Here is a 14,505-nt window from a genome sequence, read left to right as displayed (position 1 = left end):
GACCATTCCCACATAGGCCTCAGCGACCCCATAGCAACGGCACAGAAAGTTTGCCAGCAGCTACCGCGCAAACATTTCCAAAACTGTCTCGAAGTTTCGGGAAATAGCGCTGAATGGCTATTTCATTAACCTGACAAACTATATTCACGTTTTGCGCCCGCAACCCCCGCCGGCTCATTGCGGTCGCAAATGACCTGTGCCGACGCGACGCGAACGGCCCGTCCCGGCAACGTCGGCGTCACGGCCCGTCCGCCCTACCACCATCGCGACGAGTCGGCAGCAGCGCGCCACCACCACGATTGCGTGAACGCACCGAGACAGGCAATTTACGGGCACGGCAAATCGCACCCCTCAACAGGGAATCTGCACGGAGCCATCTGTCATCCAGCACCCAGGCCGGCGCGCGAGTGAGATAAATCACTCCGGCAGTGCCCGACGAGTTGCGTTGTCCGGGGCGGGACTAGCCGGCGACCGGCTTGGACAGTTCGTACGGTGCTGCCCCGAGATCGGGCACCGGGGCGTAACCGCGCCTGCGGGCGCGGGCCACGTCGTTGCGGATCACGGCATTGAGCGCGACGAACGCCGCCATGTCGAACACCATCGGAGTCAACAGCCGGTTGTGCACGAAGCCGATGGCCAGCCCACTCGCCGGATCGGCCCAGCCGACCGAGCCGCCGAGGCCGACATGACCGAAACCGGGCATCACGCCGAACGGCACCGCGTGATAGCCGAGATGGAAAGCCAACGGCACCACCAGATTCCGATCGGGGCGCAGATGCGGGCGACCGGTGAGGCCGGCCACCGTGCGCTCCGACAGGAACTCGGCGCCGCGGAACTGCCCGTGGTTGGCGATCGCGCCGTACATCCGGGCGAGCGCCCGCGCGGTGGCCACCCCGTTGGCCGCGGGGATCTCCGAGTCGAGGAACGGCGTATCGCCCTGTACGAGCGACATCACGCCGGGGAAGTACATCGAACCGAACGCGCCCGAAAAGGGCAGGGCCGCGATCCTGGGGGCCACGAAATCGAAGATCTGGTTCGGCCAGCGCCGCTGCGGACCGAGGATCTCGGCGGCCCGGGTCGGTGCGCCGGCGGGCGGGCGCCCGAGGTGAATGCCGTCGGTGCGCAACGGGTTCGCCAGTTCGGTGCGGAACAGCTCGCGCATGTCCTGACCCGTGACGGCCCGGGCCAGGCCGGACAGCAGCCACCCGTACGTCAGTGCGTGATAGGCCGACCTGCCGAACAACAGCGAGTTGACCGGCGCCGCCGCGATCCGCCGTTCCATGAGCCGGTGGTCGAGCAGTTCGGCCTTGCTGACACCGTTGAGTTGGGACAGCCCGGCCTCGTGCGCCATGACCTGCCGGACCGTGATGCCGGCCTTGCCGTTCTCGCCGAACTCGGGCCAGTACGCACACACGGGCGTGTCGTAATCCAGCAGGCCACGGTCCACCAGCCGATGGATGATGGTCGAGGCCATTCCCTTGGTCGCCGAGAAGACCATCGCACCGGTATCGGCCGTCCAGTACTCGGTGCCCGCCCGGTCGGAATATCCGGTCCAGACGTCGACGACGGGGTCGCCGTCCTGGTAGATGGCCAGCGCACCACCGCCGAAGCGTCGCCCGGGAAACAGCTGCGCAAACGCGCGGACGGTGCAGGCGAAGTTCTCGTCGGCCGCGCCCTGAACGCGATGTGGGACCGCCCCGTTGCGATCCCGCGTGTGCACATACGTCACACAGTCGAATTTACCTGGAACCCCGGCAAATTTTCCATGTGTTACCTATCCGTTAGGCCCGCTCGGCCCGAACGTCACTGGATGGGATCCTTGGCGGTCTTGAAATCGATGGTCGCCTTGCCGTCCTTGACCGCGGTGACCGTGGCCGTGACGGCCCACTTCTTGCCGTCTGTGCCGGTCAGCACGCACTTCTGGGTCGCACCGACGGTGCCTTCGATGCCGTCCTCGCACACGACGGACTTGGCCTTCTTCTTCGCCGCGGCCTGCAGCTTCTCCTTGGCCTGTTTCTGCAGGTCCGTCTTGCTCACCACGGTCGCGTTGTCGACCTTGGCCGCTCCGCCGCAACCCGCGAGCAGTACCGCGGTCAGGGCCGTTCCGGCCGCACCGCACAGCACTCTGGCCGTCATATTCGTCATCCGTCGTCCCTTTCGGTTGCCGCATCGAGAAGCTGCTGTGCCGCCAGGGCAGGCGTCAGTTCACCTTCGCGAACCTGGCGTTCCACGTCGTCCCGGATGCTGCGGACCGCAGGGTGCGACAGCACCCGGTCGAGCACGGTGTCCCGCACCATCGACCAGGTCCAGTCGACCTGCTGAGCGCGGCGCCTGGCCTCGAACTCCCCCGCCTCGGTGAGCACCTTGCGATGCTTGAGCACCGTGTCCCACAGCTCTTCAAGGCCATGGCCCGCCAGCGCACTCATGGTGAGAACCGGTGGGCGCCAAAGTGTTTCCCGCGGATAGATGAGCCGGATCGCACCCGTCAGCTCCCGCGCGGCCTTCTTGGCCTCCAGCGCGTGCTCGCCGTCGGCCTTGTTCACCACGATGACATCGGCGAGCTCGAGCACACCCTTCTTGATGCCCTGCAACTGGTCGCCCGTACGGGCGAGTGTGAGAAATACGAAGGTGTCCACCATGTTCGACACCGTGACCTCGGACTGCCCCACCCCGACCGTCTCGACCAGGATCACGTCGTAGCCCGCCGCCTCAAGCAGCACGACGGTCTCCCGGGTGGCCTTGGCCACGCCGCCCAGGGTGCCCGAGGTCGGCGACGGCCTGATGTAGGCATCGGGGTGCACCGCCAGCCGGGCCATGCGCGTCTTGTCGCCGAGGATCGACCCGCCGGTCCGCGTGGACGACGGGTCGACCGCGAGCACCGCCACCCGGTGGCCCCGCTCGATGAGGTACATCCCGAGCGCTTCGATCGTGGTGGACTTCCCCACGCCCGGCACGCCCGTGATGCCGACGTGCTGCGCTCTGCCCGCGTCGGGCATGAGCTCGAGCAGCAGTTGCTGGGCCTGATCACGGTGATCCGCCCTGGTCGACTCGACCAGCGTGATCGCGCGGGCCAGCGCCGCACGGTCGCCGGCCCGGATCCCCGCGGCGAGTTCTCCGACGGTGGGTGCCACTAGCTCAGCTGGTACCCGAGCCGGTCGGCGAGCTTGCGCAACAGCCCGATGGCGGCCTCGGCGATCACGGTGCCGGGCGGGAAGATCGCGGTCGCGCCTGCCTCATACAACTCGTCGAAGTCGCCCGGCGGGATCACGCCGCCCACCACGATCATGATGTCGGGCCGGCCCACCTCGGCGAGCGCGTCGCGCAGCGCGGGCACGAGCGTGAGGTGCCCGGCGGCCAGCGACGACACCCCCACCACGTGCACGTCGTTGTCGGCGGCCTGGCGCGCCACCTCCTCTGGCGTGGAGAACAGCGAGCCCACGTCGACGTCGAAACCGATGTCGGCGAATGCCGTGGCGATCACCTTCTGGCCGCGGTCGTGCCCGTCCTGGCCCATCTTGGCCACCAGGATGCGCGGCCGGCGCCCGTCCGCCTCGGCGAACTTCTCCACCAATTCCGTTGCGGTGCTCACGTTGCCGCTACTTCCTACCTCGTCGCGGTAGACGCCCGCGATGGTGCGGATCTCGGCCTCGTGGCGGCCGTACACCTTCTCCAGCGCATCGGAGATCTCCCCGACGGTGGCCTTGGCCCGGGCGGCGTTGATGGCCAGCGCGAGCAGGTTGTTGCCCAGCCCGTCTTCACCGGCCGGACCCGATGCCTCTGCCGCGCGGCTCAGTTCGGCCAGCGCAGCCTGCGTGGCAGCCTCGTCGCGATCGGCCCGCAGCTGCTGCAGCTTGGCGAGCTGCTCGGCCCGTACCCGGCTGTTCTCGACCTTGAGAACCTCGATCTCCTGGTCCTCGTCGACCTGGTACTTGTTGACGCCGATCACGGTCTGCGCACCGGAGTCGATGCGCGCCTGGGTGCGCGCGGCGGCCTCTTCGATCCGCAGCTTCGGGATGCCGTCGCTGATGGCCTGCGCCATGCCGCCGTGTTCGGCGACTTCCTTGATGTGGGCCCGCGCCCGCTCGGCGAGCTGGTGCGTCAGCCATTCGACGTAGTACGAGCCGCCCCACGGGTCGATCGGGCGGGTGGTGCCGGACTCCTGCTGCAGGAGCAGCTGGGTGTTGCGGGCGATGCGGGCCGAGAAGTCGGTGGGCAGCGCGAGCGCCTCGTCGAGGGCGTTGGTGTGCAGCGACTGGGTGTGGCCCTGCGTGGCGGCCATCGCCTCGATGCACGTGCGGGCCACGTTGTTGAACACGTCCTGCGCGGTCAGCGACCACCCCGAGGTCTGCGAGTGGGTGCGCAGCGACAGCGATTTGTCGCTCTTCGGCGCGAATTCGGCCACCAGCTCGCTCCACAGCAGCCGTCCGGCCCGCAGCTTGGCGACCTCCATGAAGAAGTTCATGCCGATGCCCCAGAAGAAGGACAGCCGCGGCGCGAACTTGTCGATGTCCAGACCCGCGTCCAGGCCGGCCTTGATGTACTCGACGCCGTCGGCCAGGGTGTAGGCGAGCTCCAAATCGGCTGTCGCACCGGCTTCCTGGATGTGGTAGCCGGAGATCGAGATCGAGTTGAACTTCGGCATCTTGGTGCTGGTGTAACCGAAGATGTCGGAGATGATCCGCATCGACGCCTTGGGCGGGTAGATGTAGGTGTTGCGGACCATGAACTCTTTGAGGATGTCGTTCTGGATGGTCCCGGCCAGCTTCTCGGGCGGCACGCCCTGCTCCTCGGCGGCCACCACGTACAACGCCAGGATCGGCAGCACCGCGCCGTTCATGGTCATCGATACCGAAACCGCCGACAGGTCGATGCCGTCGAACAGCTGGCGCATGTCGAGGATGGAATCGATTGCCACACCGGCCATTCCGACGTCGCCCTGGACACGCGGATGGTCGGAGTCGTAGCCACGGTGGGTTGCCAGGTCGAACGCCACCGACAGGCCCTTCTGACCTGCCGCGAGGTTGCGCCGGTAGAACGCATTGGATTCGGCGGCCGTCGAGAAACCCGCGTACTGCCGGATGGTCCACGGCTGGTTGACGTACATCGTGGGATAGGGCCCGCGGACGAACGGCGGTGCGCCGGGGAAGCTGTCGAGCGCGTAGCCGGCATCGGCTGCCGCGGCCCGGTCGGCCGCGACATAGACGGGCTTGACGTCGATGCCTTCCGGTGTGGTCCACGTCAATTGGTCCGGGCTGTAGCCGTGGGCCGCGGCGGCCGCCGCGACGTGTGCGTCGACCGCGGCCGGTGCGACCGGGTCTCCGGCGCCGTTGTCCTGCAGGGGTACGTCGGCGAAACTTCCGATGCCGGTTGTTGCGGTCATGTCAGGCCCCCAGTCCGGTGAGCAGGTTGGACAACGCTTCCACCGCGTTGATCTTCGCGGTCAGATACCCGTCAGGTTTCGAATCAGCGTCCGCCACGGCCTTTTCCGGGCCGGCGAGAAGCACCTGGCCGACCCCGGCGGCCCGCGCGGCCGCGACGACGGCCGCTGCCTCGGTGCCGTAGCGGGCGTCGGTGCCGCACAGCACCGCGACACTCGGCGAGCCCGCCTCGGCGACGGCGGCCGCGATACCCGACGCGTCTACCGTGCCGGGGTTGATCGCCTCGATTCCCCCCGAGGCCAACAGGTTCGACGCGAACGTCGTGCGGATGTTGTGCTCGGCGAGCGGCCCCAGCGGCAGCAGCAGCACGCGGGGCCGCGCCCCGGTCCCGGCCAGGTACGCATCGGAGCGGTCCCGCAGCGCTTCGAAACCGGCGGCGTAGCGCGCGACCGCGGCAGCCGAATGCGTCTGGGGTAACGGCTGTTCGGCGAGATTCGGGTACTCGTTGACGCCCGTGATCGACGTGCGCCGGTGCGCGATGTCGTCGGCGCGCCGCTGGCCCACCTCGGCGATCTGCGCTGCCACGTAATCGCGGGCCGCCACGAAGCCGCCACGCGATTCGATGTCCTGGAAGTGCGACCAGGCCTGCCGCGCGAGCTGCGTGGTCAGATCCTCGACGAACCACGACCCGCCCGCCGGATCCAGCACCTGCCCGATGTGCGACTCCTCCAACAACAGCAGCTGGGTGTTGCGGGCGATGCGCCGCGCGAAACTGACCGACGTACCGTCGAGTCCGCCCGGGATCGCGACGTCGAACGGATGCACCAGCACGGTGTCGGCGCCCCCGACCCCTGCTGAGAAGGCAGCGAGCGTGGTCCGCAGCATGTTCACCCACGGATCGCGCTGCGCCATCATGGGCAGGGAGGTCACGGCGTGCACCGTGGCCGCGCCGGCTTCGGGCGCACCCACGACGTCGGCGACCCTGGCCCACAGTTGGCGTCCGGCACGCAGTTTCGCGATGCTCATGAACTGATCGTCGTCGGTGGCGAACCGGAAGCTGATCTGCCGCAGGGCGTCCGGGCCTGCGATGCCGCCCTCGGTGAGCACCCGCAGATAGTCGACGGCCGCGGCGATCGCGCCGGCCAGCTCCCACGCTGCGCTCGCTCCCGCGTTGTGGAACGCAGGCCCGTCGACCGTGATCGCCCGTACCCGGCCCGCATAGCCGGTCAGTTTCGCCGCGGCGGCCACCACGTCGGATACCTCGGCCGCAGGCAAACCCGACAGCGGCGCGGTGACCGGGTCGGCTCCCAGGTCCACCGACAGGCGCGAGCGCTGATCGGCATCGAGGTTGCCCAGCAGCGCCAGTACTGCGTCCACGGTGGCGGGATAGTCGGCTCCCGCGCTGCTGAAGATCACGGGCACCAGATCGAGGAAGACCCCGTCGAAAACCCGGTCCAGCTCGGCCGCGGAAACTCCGTCGTCGCCACCGACCCGCAACGCAAGAGCGCTCACACCTTCCGTGAGCGCGACCAACATTGCGCCGTTGACGATCTCGACGCCCGCGCCGGGCACGATCGGGAAAGCCTCGGCGACCTTCCAGCCGGACTTCACGTCACGCAGCGCGTCGCCACCCCGCACGTAGGGCCACTGGCCCGGAAGCGCCTGCTCGGGGTGTGCGTCAAGGCTCGTGTACAGCGGCCGGATGGGAAAACCCTCGTAGGTGGCCGAATCCAGGAGCCGCTCAGGCTCTGCGGGCAGATCCGCGGGATCTCGCCGAGTGCTCTTGGCCAATACCCCGGCGACTGCCGTCCGCCACTTCTCGCGGTCGGACTCGACCGCACTGGACCCCTGTAACGACACCCGCATCTCCTGTTATCGCAGCGTGTGACCTACCTACTCGACCCTCAGGCTAAATGATCGCCATCACGGGGTCGGCCGCCGGGCACCCGACTCACGGCGCCCCAGACGGGCACATGAACGGCTTTGTCGGACCGGGCCCCGTAGTCTGGATAAACGTGAAACCCGTCGTCAGCACCCTGCGCACCGTACGCGCTGCGGTAATCGCGACGGCATCGCAGCTGCCACCACGCCGCATCATCGCGATCCTGGCCGCCATTGTGATTCTCGTCGCAATCGCGCTTCTCGTGCCGTTGCCGACTGCCATGCAATTGCGCGACTGGGCCACGTCGGTAGGCCCGTGGTTTCCGCTGGCATTCCTCGGCGCTCACCTCCTGGTGACGGTGTTCCCGTTTCCCCGCACGGCATTCACGCTCGCTGCGGGTCTGCTGTTCGGCCCGGCACTCGGCGTGGGCATCGCCGTGGTGGCCAGCACCGGCAGCGCGGTCATCGCGTTGTTGCTGATCCGCGCCGCGGGCTGGCAGCTGAGCCGGCTCGTGCGCCACCCACGCGTCGACACCCTCGACGCCCGGCTGCGCCAGCGCGGCTGGCCGGTGGTCATCTCGATGCGACTGATTCCGGCGGTTCCGTTCTCGGTTCTGAACTACGCGGCAGGCGCGTCGTCGGTGCGACTGGTTCCCTACACCGTCGCGACCGTGATCGGGCTGTTGCCGGGCACGGCCGCCGTCGTCATCCTGGGCGATGCGCTGACCGGCAACATCAGTCCGTCGCTGTTCGTGGTGTCGGCCTGCACGGCCGCGCTCGGCATCGCGGGCCTGGTGTACGAGGAGCGCTTGCACCGCCGTGACAAGCGCCGCGCGGCCGCGGCCGCCAACGGCCGGGACGAGGCGCCCGCGCCGCTGGACTGCTAGACCGACGCGACCGCGCTATGCGCGGTGCGCGCCACCCGGCCACTGCTCGGGCGGTATCGCGCTGCCCAGCGGTGGCTGTGCCGGTGGTACCGGAACACCGGTACCGAGCGGCTGCTGTGCCTGCGGCGCGCCCAGCGGCGGGGTCGTCGACCGCGCCTCAGCCTCGGCCTTCGCCACGGCCTGAGCGATGGCCGGATCGGTCTCGGTGGAGAACCACTCGGCGACCTCGTCGCTGTCGTCCTCGGGCTTCGGCAAGTCCTCCTCGACGGGCGACGGCGTGTACCGGAACACGCCGTCTTCTCCCGGTGCCCCGAGCAACTTGGTGAACCCCTGCAACGCCGCACCGAAGTCGCTGGGCACCAGCCACACCTTGTTGGCCTCGCCCTTGGCCATCTGCGGCAGGGTCTGCAGATACTGGTAGGCCAGCATCTCCGGGGTCGGGCGGCCGGCCTTGATCGCGGCGAAGGTCTTCTCGATGGCCTTGGCCTGGCCTTGCGCCTGCAGGTACTGCGCCGCACGTTCACCCTGGGCCCGCAGCATGCGGGACTGCCGGTCGGCCTCGGCGGCCAGGATCGCGGCCTGCTTGGCGCCCTCTGCGGCCAGGATCTGCGACTGCTTCTGACCTTCGGCCTGCTTGATGGACGACTCGCGCACACCCTCTGCGGTCAGGATCATGGCACGCTTGTCGCGGTCGGCCTTCATCTGCTTTTCCATCGACTCCTGGATCGACGGCGGCGGGTCGATGCTGCGCAGTTCGACGCGCGCGACCCGCAGGCCCCACCTGCCGGTGGCCTCGTCGAGCACGCCACGCAACTGGGCGTTGATCGAGTCACGCGACGTCAGCGTCTGCTCCAGGGTCATGCCGCCGACGACGTTGCGCAGCGTGGTGGTGGTCAGCTGTTCCACGCCCACGATGTAGTTGCTGATCTGGTACACCGCGGCCTGCGGGTTGGTCACCTGAAAGTAGACCACCGTGTCGATGTTCAGCGTCAGGTTGTCCTCGGTGATCACCGGCTGCGGCGGGAAGGACACCACCCGCTCGCGCAGATCGACCCGCGCCCGGATGCGGTCGATGAACGGCACCAGCAGCGTCAGCTGGCCGCTGACCGTGCGGCTGTACCGGCCCAACCGCTCGATCACGGCCGCTTCGGCCTGCGGTATCAGGGCAACCGATTTGGCCACCACGATGATTGCGAACACCACGAGGGCGATCAGAAAGACCAGCCCGAACACGGCACCTTCCATGTGGTTCTACCCTTCCCCGACTCAGATTGCCTTGAATACGACTGCCGTCGCACCGTCTATCCGAACCACCGTGACGTGGTCGCCCGGTTCGTACACATCGTTGTCGTTGAGCGGGCGGGCCGTCCAGACCTCGCCGTCCAACTTCACCTGACCTTCGTGGCGCGCAACACGATCGAGAACCAGCGCGGGTTTGCCTTCCAGGGCCTTGGCGGGTTCGGGCAGGCCGACGCCCGCGGCGAACCGGCGCCGCAGCGCGGGCCTGACAACCACCAACAGCAACACCGAGACCGCGAGAAACACCACGCCGTCGGCCCAGATCGGCCAGTCCAAAAGGGCGCTGGAACCCGTTGCCGCCAGCGCTCCGCCTGCCAGCATCAGCAGGAACATGTCACCGGTCAACGCCTCCGCGCCGGCCAGCGCCAGCGCGGCAATGAGCCAGATCAGCCAGACAGGCATGGGCCCACCCTAGCGAATCCCGCCCGATCGGCGGTGCACAACTACACTGCCTGCATTATGTGGTGTCCAAGTGCAACGCTCGCTATGTGGGTCAACGCGTGGCTCGCCGGTGCGGCCGCGCCCGACGACGTCTTGGACGCCTTATCGCAATGGGCTCCAACGCATTCTGTGACCGCCTACGATTCGGCCGCCGCGGTCCGCACGGGTCTGCCCTGGCCCGAGCTGGAGGACTCCGGTTCGGTGTCGTTGCTGCAGACCCTGCGCACCGCGGTGGGCAGATCCCATTCGGCGCCGTCGATCACGGTCGCCCAGCCGGTCCCCGGTGACGTCCGCGGCCTGCCCGCGGGCACACAGTTCCAGCGTGATGCGATCACGGTCGGTGAGGCCGTGATCGTCAGCCACGACCAACTCGGCGGCGTCGGCCTGGTCCCGGAGTTCGAGTACTTCGAACTCGATGAGGCCGAAGAGGTTTCGACGTTCGAACCCGAACCTCGCGCGCTGTCGTGGACGGTGTACTCGGTGCCCGTGCTGCCTGCCGTTGCACATCCCGACCTCGGCGAGGCGGAGTACGAGTTGCGTAGCGCGGTGCGCTCGGCCGCCGAGACGCTCAGTGCGCTGCAGGCCGGCGGCGGGTTCGACGTCGAGGATCCACGCGGCATGGTGGAGCAGGTGCTCGACGCCACCCGGCTGCATCGCCTGCCCGATCACGCGCCCACCCGGGCGATCCGGGTGCTGGAGACCGCCGCACACGTGGACGCGATCATGACCGTCAGTTCCGGGCTGATGCCGATCGGTCTGCAGACCTCGTCGGAGGTCCAGATCGCCGGTGACACGCTGCGGCCGCTATCCCAGGTGGTCCGGTCAGCCCGGCTCGCGGCCCTCCACGCCATCCAGCATGCGGCGTGGCGGCGCTAGGAAGTCAGCTTGTCCCACAGCAATTCAGGGAACACGGTGCGCCGTTGATGCTGCACCCGTAACCGGGAGCCGGGTCAGGGCCGGTCGCCCGCGCCGGTTCCAGCCCGTCGCGCAGCTCGGCGATCAACCCCGCGGCCAGCTGCGCATACCGGCGATCCGAGTTGGGCGTGCCTGCCCGCGCCAACGCGATCCCCGCCGCGTCGGCCTGAACGCGGAGCTCCTCGTCGAGATCCCACACCACCTCGATGTGGTCGGCGACGAAGCCGATCGGGCACACGATGACGGCACGCGTGCCCCGTTCGGTCAGCGCGGTGAGGTGGTCGGCGATATCCGGCTCGAGCCACGGGATCTGCGGCGGTCCGGACCGGGACTGCCACACCTGGTCGAATTCGGGATAGCCTGCCGCGGCCGCCACCAGGCGGGTGGCGTAGCCGACCTGGCGGCTGTAGAGCCGCGGGCCGTGCCGCTCGTCCGCGGCGATCGGAATCGAGTGCGCGGTGAACACGAGCCGCGCGTCGTCACGCAACTCGGCCGGCAGCGTCGCCGCCGCGGCGCCGATGGCCTCGGCATACATCTCCACCAACAGCGGGTGGTCGAAATACTGCCGCAGCTTCACCAATTCAGGTGCGCCGTCGCCCACCACGGCCCTGGCCCTCGCGATGTCCTCGACGTACTGCCTGCAGCTGGAGTACCCGCCCCAGGCCGACGTGGTGAACACCGCGGCACGGCGAATGCCGTCGTCGCGCATCGCCGCGACGGTGTCCTCGACGTACGGCGCCCAGTTGCGGTTGCCGAAATAGACCGGCAAATCGGGCATTTCGGCGCGCAGCTGCTCGACGAGCGCACGGTTGATGCCGTTGATCGGCGACACTCCCCCGAAATGCAGGTAGTGCTCGGCGACCTCGTCGAGGCGTTCCGGCGGTACCCCGCGACCACGTGTGACGTTCTCGAGGAACGGCCGCACCTCGTCGGGGCCTTCCGGCCCGCCGAACGACAGCAGCAGGACAGCGTCGAACTCCATCAGAGCAGCTGAGTGCTGGCGCCGCCGTCGGCGTAGATGATCGAACCGGTGGTGGCAGGCAGCCATTCCGACAGCAGGGCACACACGGTCTTGGCGACCGGGGTGGGATCCTTCATGTTCCAGCCGATCGGCGCCCGCTGATCCCAGCCCTCTTCGAGCAGCTGCATCTGCTGGCCGGCCTCGTCGCCGAGCGCGCCACCGACGATGGCACTCATGGCCAGGGTCCGGATGGGGCCCGCGGCAACGAGATTCGAGCGGACACCGACCTTGCCTGCCTCGCGCGCGACGAACCGGTTGACCGATTCGAGCGCGCTCTTGGCGACCGTCATCCAGTTGTAGGCGGGCATCGCGCGAGTCGGGTCGAAGTCCATGCCGACGATGCCGCCACCCGGGTTCATGATCGGCAGCAGCGCCTTGGCGAGCGACGCGTACGAGTACGCGGAGATGTGGATGCCCTTCGCGACGTCCTCGTACGGCGCGTCGAAGAACGGGTTGATGCCCATGCCGCTCTGCGGCATGAAACCGATCGAGTGCACGACGCCGTCGAGCTTGTTGCCCGCGCCGATCACCTCGGTGACCCGGTCGGCCAGCGTGGCGAGGTGCTCTTCGTTCTGCACGTCGAGCTCGAGCAGCGGCGCCGGGTTGGGCAACCGGTCGGCGATGCGCTGGATGAGCTTCATCCGGTCGAAACCGGTGAGCACCAACTCGGCGCCCTGTTCCTGGGCCACGCGCGCGATGTGGAACGCGATCGACGAATCGGTGATGATCCCGGTGACGAGGATCCGCTTGCCTTCGAGCAAACCTGCCATTGTGCTGACTCCCTTTTGAGCGAAAGTTGTTGTCGACCAGAGGTTTTGATCAGTGACCCATGCCCATGCCACCGTCGACCGGGATCACCGCGCCTGCGATGTAGCTCGCGTCCTCGGACGCCAGGAAGCTGACCGCACCCGCGACCTCCTCGGCGGTGCCGACCCGCTTGGCCGGGATGAACTCAAGCGCACCGGCCTGGATCCGCTCGTCGAGCGCGCGGGTCATCTCGGTGTCGATGTAACCGGGGGCGACGACGTTGGCGGTCACACCCGCCTTGGACAGCTCGCGGGAGATCGAGCGGGCCATGCCGATCAGCCCGGCCTTGGCGGCGGCGTAGTTGGCCTGGTTGCCGATGCCCCACATACCCGAGACCGAGCCGATGAAGATGATCCGGCCGAAACGCTTGCGCTGCATGCTGCGCGAGGCCCGCTGCGCGACCCGGAACGCCCCGGTGAGGTTGGCGTTGATGACGTTCTCGAACCGCTCCTCGGTCATCCGCATGAGGAACGCGTCCTGGGAGATGCCCGCGTTGGACACCAGCACCTCGACCGGGCCCTGGTGTTCTTCGACCTCCTTGAACGCGCGGTCGACGGCGGCGCTGTCGGTGACGTCACACACGACACCGAACAGCCCTTCGGGTGCGCCCGACCCGCGGTGGGTCACGGCCACCTTGTGCCCGTCGGCGGCCAGCCGCTGCGCGATCGCCAGGCCGATCCCCCGGTTACCGCCCGTGACCAGCACGGAACGGGACACGAAAGCCGGGCGCCCGGCTCCAGGGGATTCGGTGGCAGCAGTTGTCTGGTCGCTCCTCGCATCCGCAGTCATGCCCGCCAACTTATCGCCCCCGGCATCGTTCGCCGAAATCGACACCCACCGACGCGAAGCACACCCTCACCGGCGCGATCAGCTGGGCAGCCTGCGGTTGATGAGTAGCGCGGCCAGCCCGGCCAGCGCCAGCACCAACGCACCGAGACGCAGCCAACCCACGCTCGCGTCGCCCCTGATGGTCTCGTAGCCGATCTGCTGCTGCAGCGACGTGAACACCTGTTTGAGCTGTTCGAGGCTTGACGCGGTGAACGCGTCACCGCCCGAGAGCTGCGCGATCTTCTTGAGCATCTCGTCGTCGACCGGCACCGGCTGGCGCTGGTCGTTGATCTCGACGTAGCCGTACGGGGTACCGAACGACACCGTGGAGATCGGCACGTTCTGATCCTTGGCGGTACGGGCCGCGGTGAAGGCGCCCTTGGGGTTGTCCGGGTTCGACGGCACGGTCTCCTTGCCGTCGGACATCAGCACGATGCGGGCCGGCGGCGGCTCGTCGCCGCCACCGATCACCGCGCCCACGGTGGCGATGGCCTGCAACGCCGTGAAGATGCCCTCGCCTGTCGCGGTGCGGTCGGCGAGCTGCAGCTTGTCGAGCGCGGCCTTGGTGGCATCCCGGTTCGTGGTGGGTTGCACCAGCACCGTGGCCGTGCCCGCGTAGGCGATCAGCCCGAGATTGATGCCCGGGGTCAACTGGTCGGCGAACTGCTTGGCGGCCTCCTGGGCCGCCACCAACCGGCTGGGTGCCACGTCGGTTGCGCGCATCGACTGCGATACGTCGATCACCAGCATCACCACCGCGCGGTTGCGCGGGATCCGCACGTCGTGCGTCGGCCCGGCCATCGCGACCGTGAACAGCAGCAGCGACGACACCAACAGGATCGCCGGTAGGTGGCGCCATCGGGTGGGCTGTTTGGGCGCAACGCTTTCCAGCAACTCCATGTTCGCGAACCGCAGCATGCGCTGCTTGCGCCTGAGCTGCATGACGATGTACAGCGCGACGAGGCCGATCACCACGAACAGGAACAGGAACCACCACGCGTGCGCGAAGCCGCTCAGGCTCATCGGCCCCAGTAACGGTAAAGTCATG

13 protein-coding genes are annotated in these 14,505 nt (G+C 68.2%); 2 read left to right on the top strand and 11 right to left on the bottom strand.

Annotated elements, in window-relative coordinates; genetic code table 11:
- Positions 1–460: 460 nt before the first annotated feature.
- From lipL to mutA, 5 genes are all read right to left on the bottom strand, one after another.
- Positions 461–1,729, bottom strand: a complete 1,269-nt coding sequence (gene lipL / locus G6N67_RS30425; protein ID WP_036441691.1) for an esterase/beta-lactamase LipL — start codon at positions 1,727–1,729, stop codon at positions 461–463.
- Positions 1,730–1,803: 74 nt separating this feature from the next.
- Positions 1,804–2,136: a DUF4333 domain-containing protein gene (locus G6N67_RS30420; RefSeq protein ID WP_230023798.1), complete on the bottom strand. Its 333-nt coding sequence runs from the start codon at positions 2,134–2,136 to the stop codon at positions 1,804–1,806.
- 5 nt (positions 2,137–2,141) lie between these two features.
- Positions 2,142–3,131 (bottom strand): methylmalonyl Co-A mutase-associated GTPase MeaB, encoded by a 990-nt coding sequence (gene meaB / locus G6N67_RS30415; protein WP_036441685.1) that lies wholly within the window; start codon positions 3,129–3,131, stop codon positions 2,142–2,144.
- Entirely contained in the window at positions 3,131–5,380 is a 2,250-nt protein-coding gene (gene scpA, locus G6N67_RS30410; RefSeq protein WP_036441682.1) for a methylmalonyl-CoA mutase, read from the bottom strand. Before scpA ends, meaB begins: the two co-directional genes overlap by 1 nt.
- A gap of 1 nt (position 5,381) precedes the next feature.
- On the bottom strand, positions 5,382–7,244 hold the full coding sequence (mutA, locus tag G6N67_RS30405) for a methylmalonyl-CoA mutase small subunit (RefSeq protein WP_179976764.1): 1,863 nt from the start codon (positions 7,242–7,244) through the stop codon (positions 5,382–5,384).
- A gap of 149 nt (positions 7,245–7,393) precedes the next feature.
- Here mutA and G6N67_RS30400 point away from each other — a divergent pair, with 149 nt between their 5' ends.
- Entirely contained in the window at positions 7,394–8,146 is a 753-nt protein-coding gene (locus G6N67_RS30400; protein WP_036441680.1) for a TVP38/TMEM64 family protein, read from the top strand.
- A gap of 15 nt (positions 8,147–8,161) precedes the next feature.
- Here the strand turns inward: G6N67_RS30400 and G6N67_RS30395 are convergent, their stop codons facing one another.
- Positions 8,162–9,391, bottom strand: a complete 1,230-nt coding sequence (locus G6N67_RS30395; protein WP_036441676.1) for an SPFH domain-containing protein — start codon at positions 9,389–9,391, stop codon at positions 8,162–8,164.
- Between the two features lie 21 nt (positions 9,392–9,412).
- A complete protein-coding gene (locus tag G6N67_RS30390; RefSeq protein WP_036441673.1) occupies positions 9,413–9,847 on the bottom strand; it encodes an NfeD family protein in 435 nt (144 codons plus the stop codon).
- A gap of 57 nt (positions 9,848–9,904) precedes the next feature.
- Between G6N67_RS30390 and G6N67_RS30385 the strand changes: the two genes are divergently transcribed.
- Complete coding sequence (locus G6N67_RS30385) at positions 9,905–10,762, top strand: Rv1486c family protein (RefSeq protein WP_036441670.1); 858 nt, start codon at positions 9,905–9,907, stop codon at positions 10,760–10,762.
- A gap of 4 nt (positions 10,763–10,766) precedes the next feature.
- On the opposite strand, the gene G6N67_RS30380 is transcribed toward G6N67_RS30385, so the two are convergent.
- The 4 genes from G6N67_RS30380 to G6N67_RS30365 form a co-directional block, all read right to left on the bottom strand.
- Entirely contained in the window at positions 10,767–11,783 is a 1,017-nt protein-coding gene (locus G6N67_RS30380) for a ferrochelatase (RefSeq protein WP_036441666.1), read from the bottom strand.
- Positions 11,783–12,592 (bottom strand): NADH-dependent enoyl-ACP reductase InhA, encoded by an 810-nt coding sequence (gene inhA / locus G6N67_RS30375; protein ID WP_036441664.1) that lies wholly within the window; start codon positions 12,590–12,592, stop codon positions 11,783–11,785. Before inhA ends, G6N67_RS30380 begins: the two co-directional genes overlap by 1 nt.
- Positions 12,593–12,641: 49 nt before the next feature.
- Positions 12,642–13,418 (bottom strand): 3-oxoacyl-ACP reductase FabG1, encoded by a 777-nt coding sequence (gene fabG1, locus G6N67_RS30370; RefSeq protein ID WP_036442268.1) that lies wholly within the window; start codon positions 13,416–13,418, stop codon positions 12,642–12,644.
- 78 nt (positions 13,419–13,496) lie between these two features.
- Entirely contained in the window at positions 13,497–14,504 is a 1,008-nt protein-coding gene (locus G6N67_RS30365) for a VWA domain-containing protein (protein WP_036441659.1), read from the bottom strand.
- Between the last annotated feature and the right edge of the window lies 1 nt (position 14,505).

Source organism: Mycolicibacterium mageritense (assembly GCF_010727475.1).
Classification (GTDB): Bacteria; Actinomycetota; Actinomycetes; order Mycobacteriales; family Mycobacteriaceae; genus Mycobacterium; species Mycobacterium mageritense.
The sequence above is the reverse complement of the archived record's forward strand: the minus strand, read 5'-3'. Positions and strand labels throughout refer to the sequence as shown.

Bases quoted from the DNA above. Each gene is read 5' to 3' on its own strand.
- mutA (WP_179976764.1), bottom strand. From the start codon at position 7,244: ATGCGGGTGTCGTTACAGGGGTCCAGTGCGGTCGAGTCCGACCGCGAG.
- scpA (WP_036441682.1), bottom strand. From the start codon at position 5,380: ATGACCGCAACAACCGGCATCGGAAGTTTCGCCGACGTACCCCTGCAG.
- G6N67_RS30395 (WP_036441676.1), bottom strand. From the start codon at position 9,391: ATGGAAGGTGCCGTGTTCGGGCTGGTCTTTCTGATCGCCCTCGTGGTG.
- G6N67_RS30390 (WP_036441673.1), bottom strand. From the start codon at position 9,847: ATGCCTGTCTGGCTGATCTGGCTCATTGCCGCGCTGGCGCTGGCCGGC.
- G6N67_RS30380 (WP_036441666.1), bottom strand. From the start codon at position 11,783: ATGGAGTTCGACGCTGTCCTGCTGCTGTCGTTCGGCGGGCCGGAAGGC.
- inhA (WP_036441664.1), bottom strand. From the start codon at position 12,592: ATGGCAGGTTTGCTCGAAGGCAAGCGGATCCTCGTCACCGGGATCATC.
- G6N67_RS30385 (WP_036441670.1), top strand. From the start codon at position 9,905: ATGTGGTGTCCAAGTGCAACGCTCGCTATGTGGGTCAACGCGTGGCTC.
- fabG1 (WP_036442268.1), bottom strand. From the start codon at position 13,418: ATGACTGCGGATGCGAGGAGCGACCAGACAACTGCTGCCACCGAATCC.
- G6N67_RS30365 (WP_036441659.1), bottom strand. From the start codon at position 14,504: ATGACTTTACCGTTACTGGGGCCGATGAGCCTGAGCGGCTTCGCGCAC.
- G6N67_RS30420 (WP_230023798.1), bottom strand. From the start codon at position 2,136: ATGACGGCCAGAGTGCTGTGCGGTGCGGCCGGAACGGCCCTGACCGCG.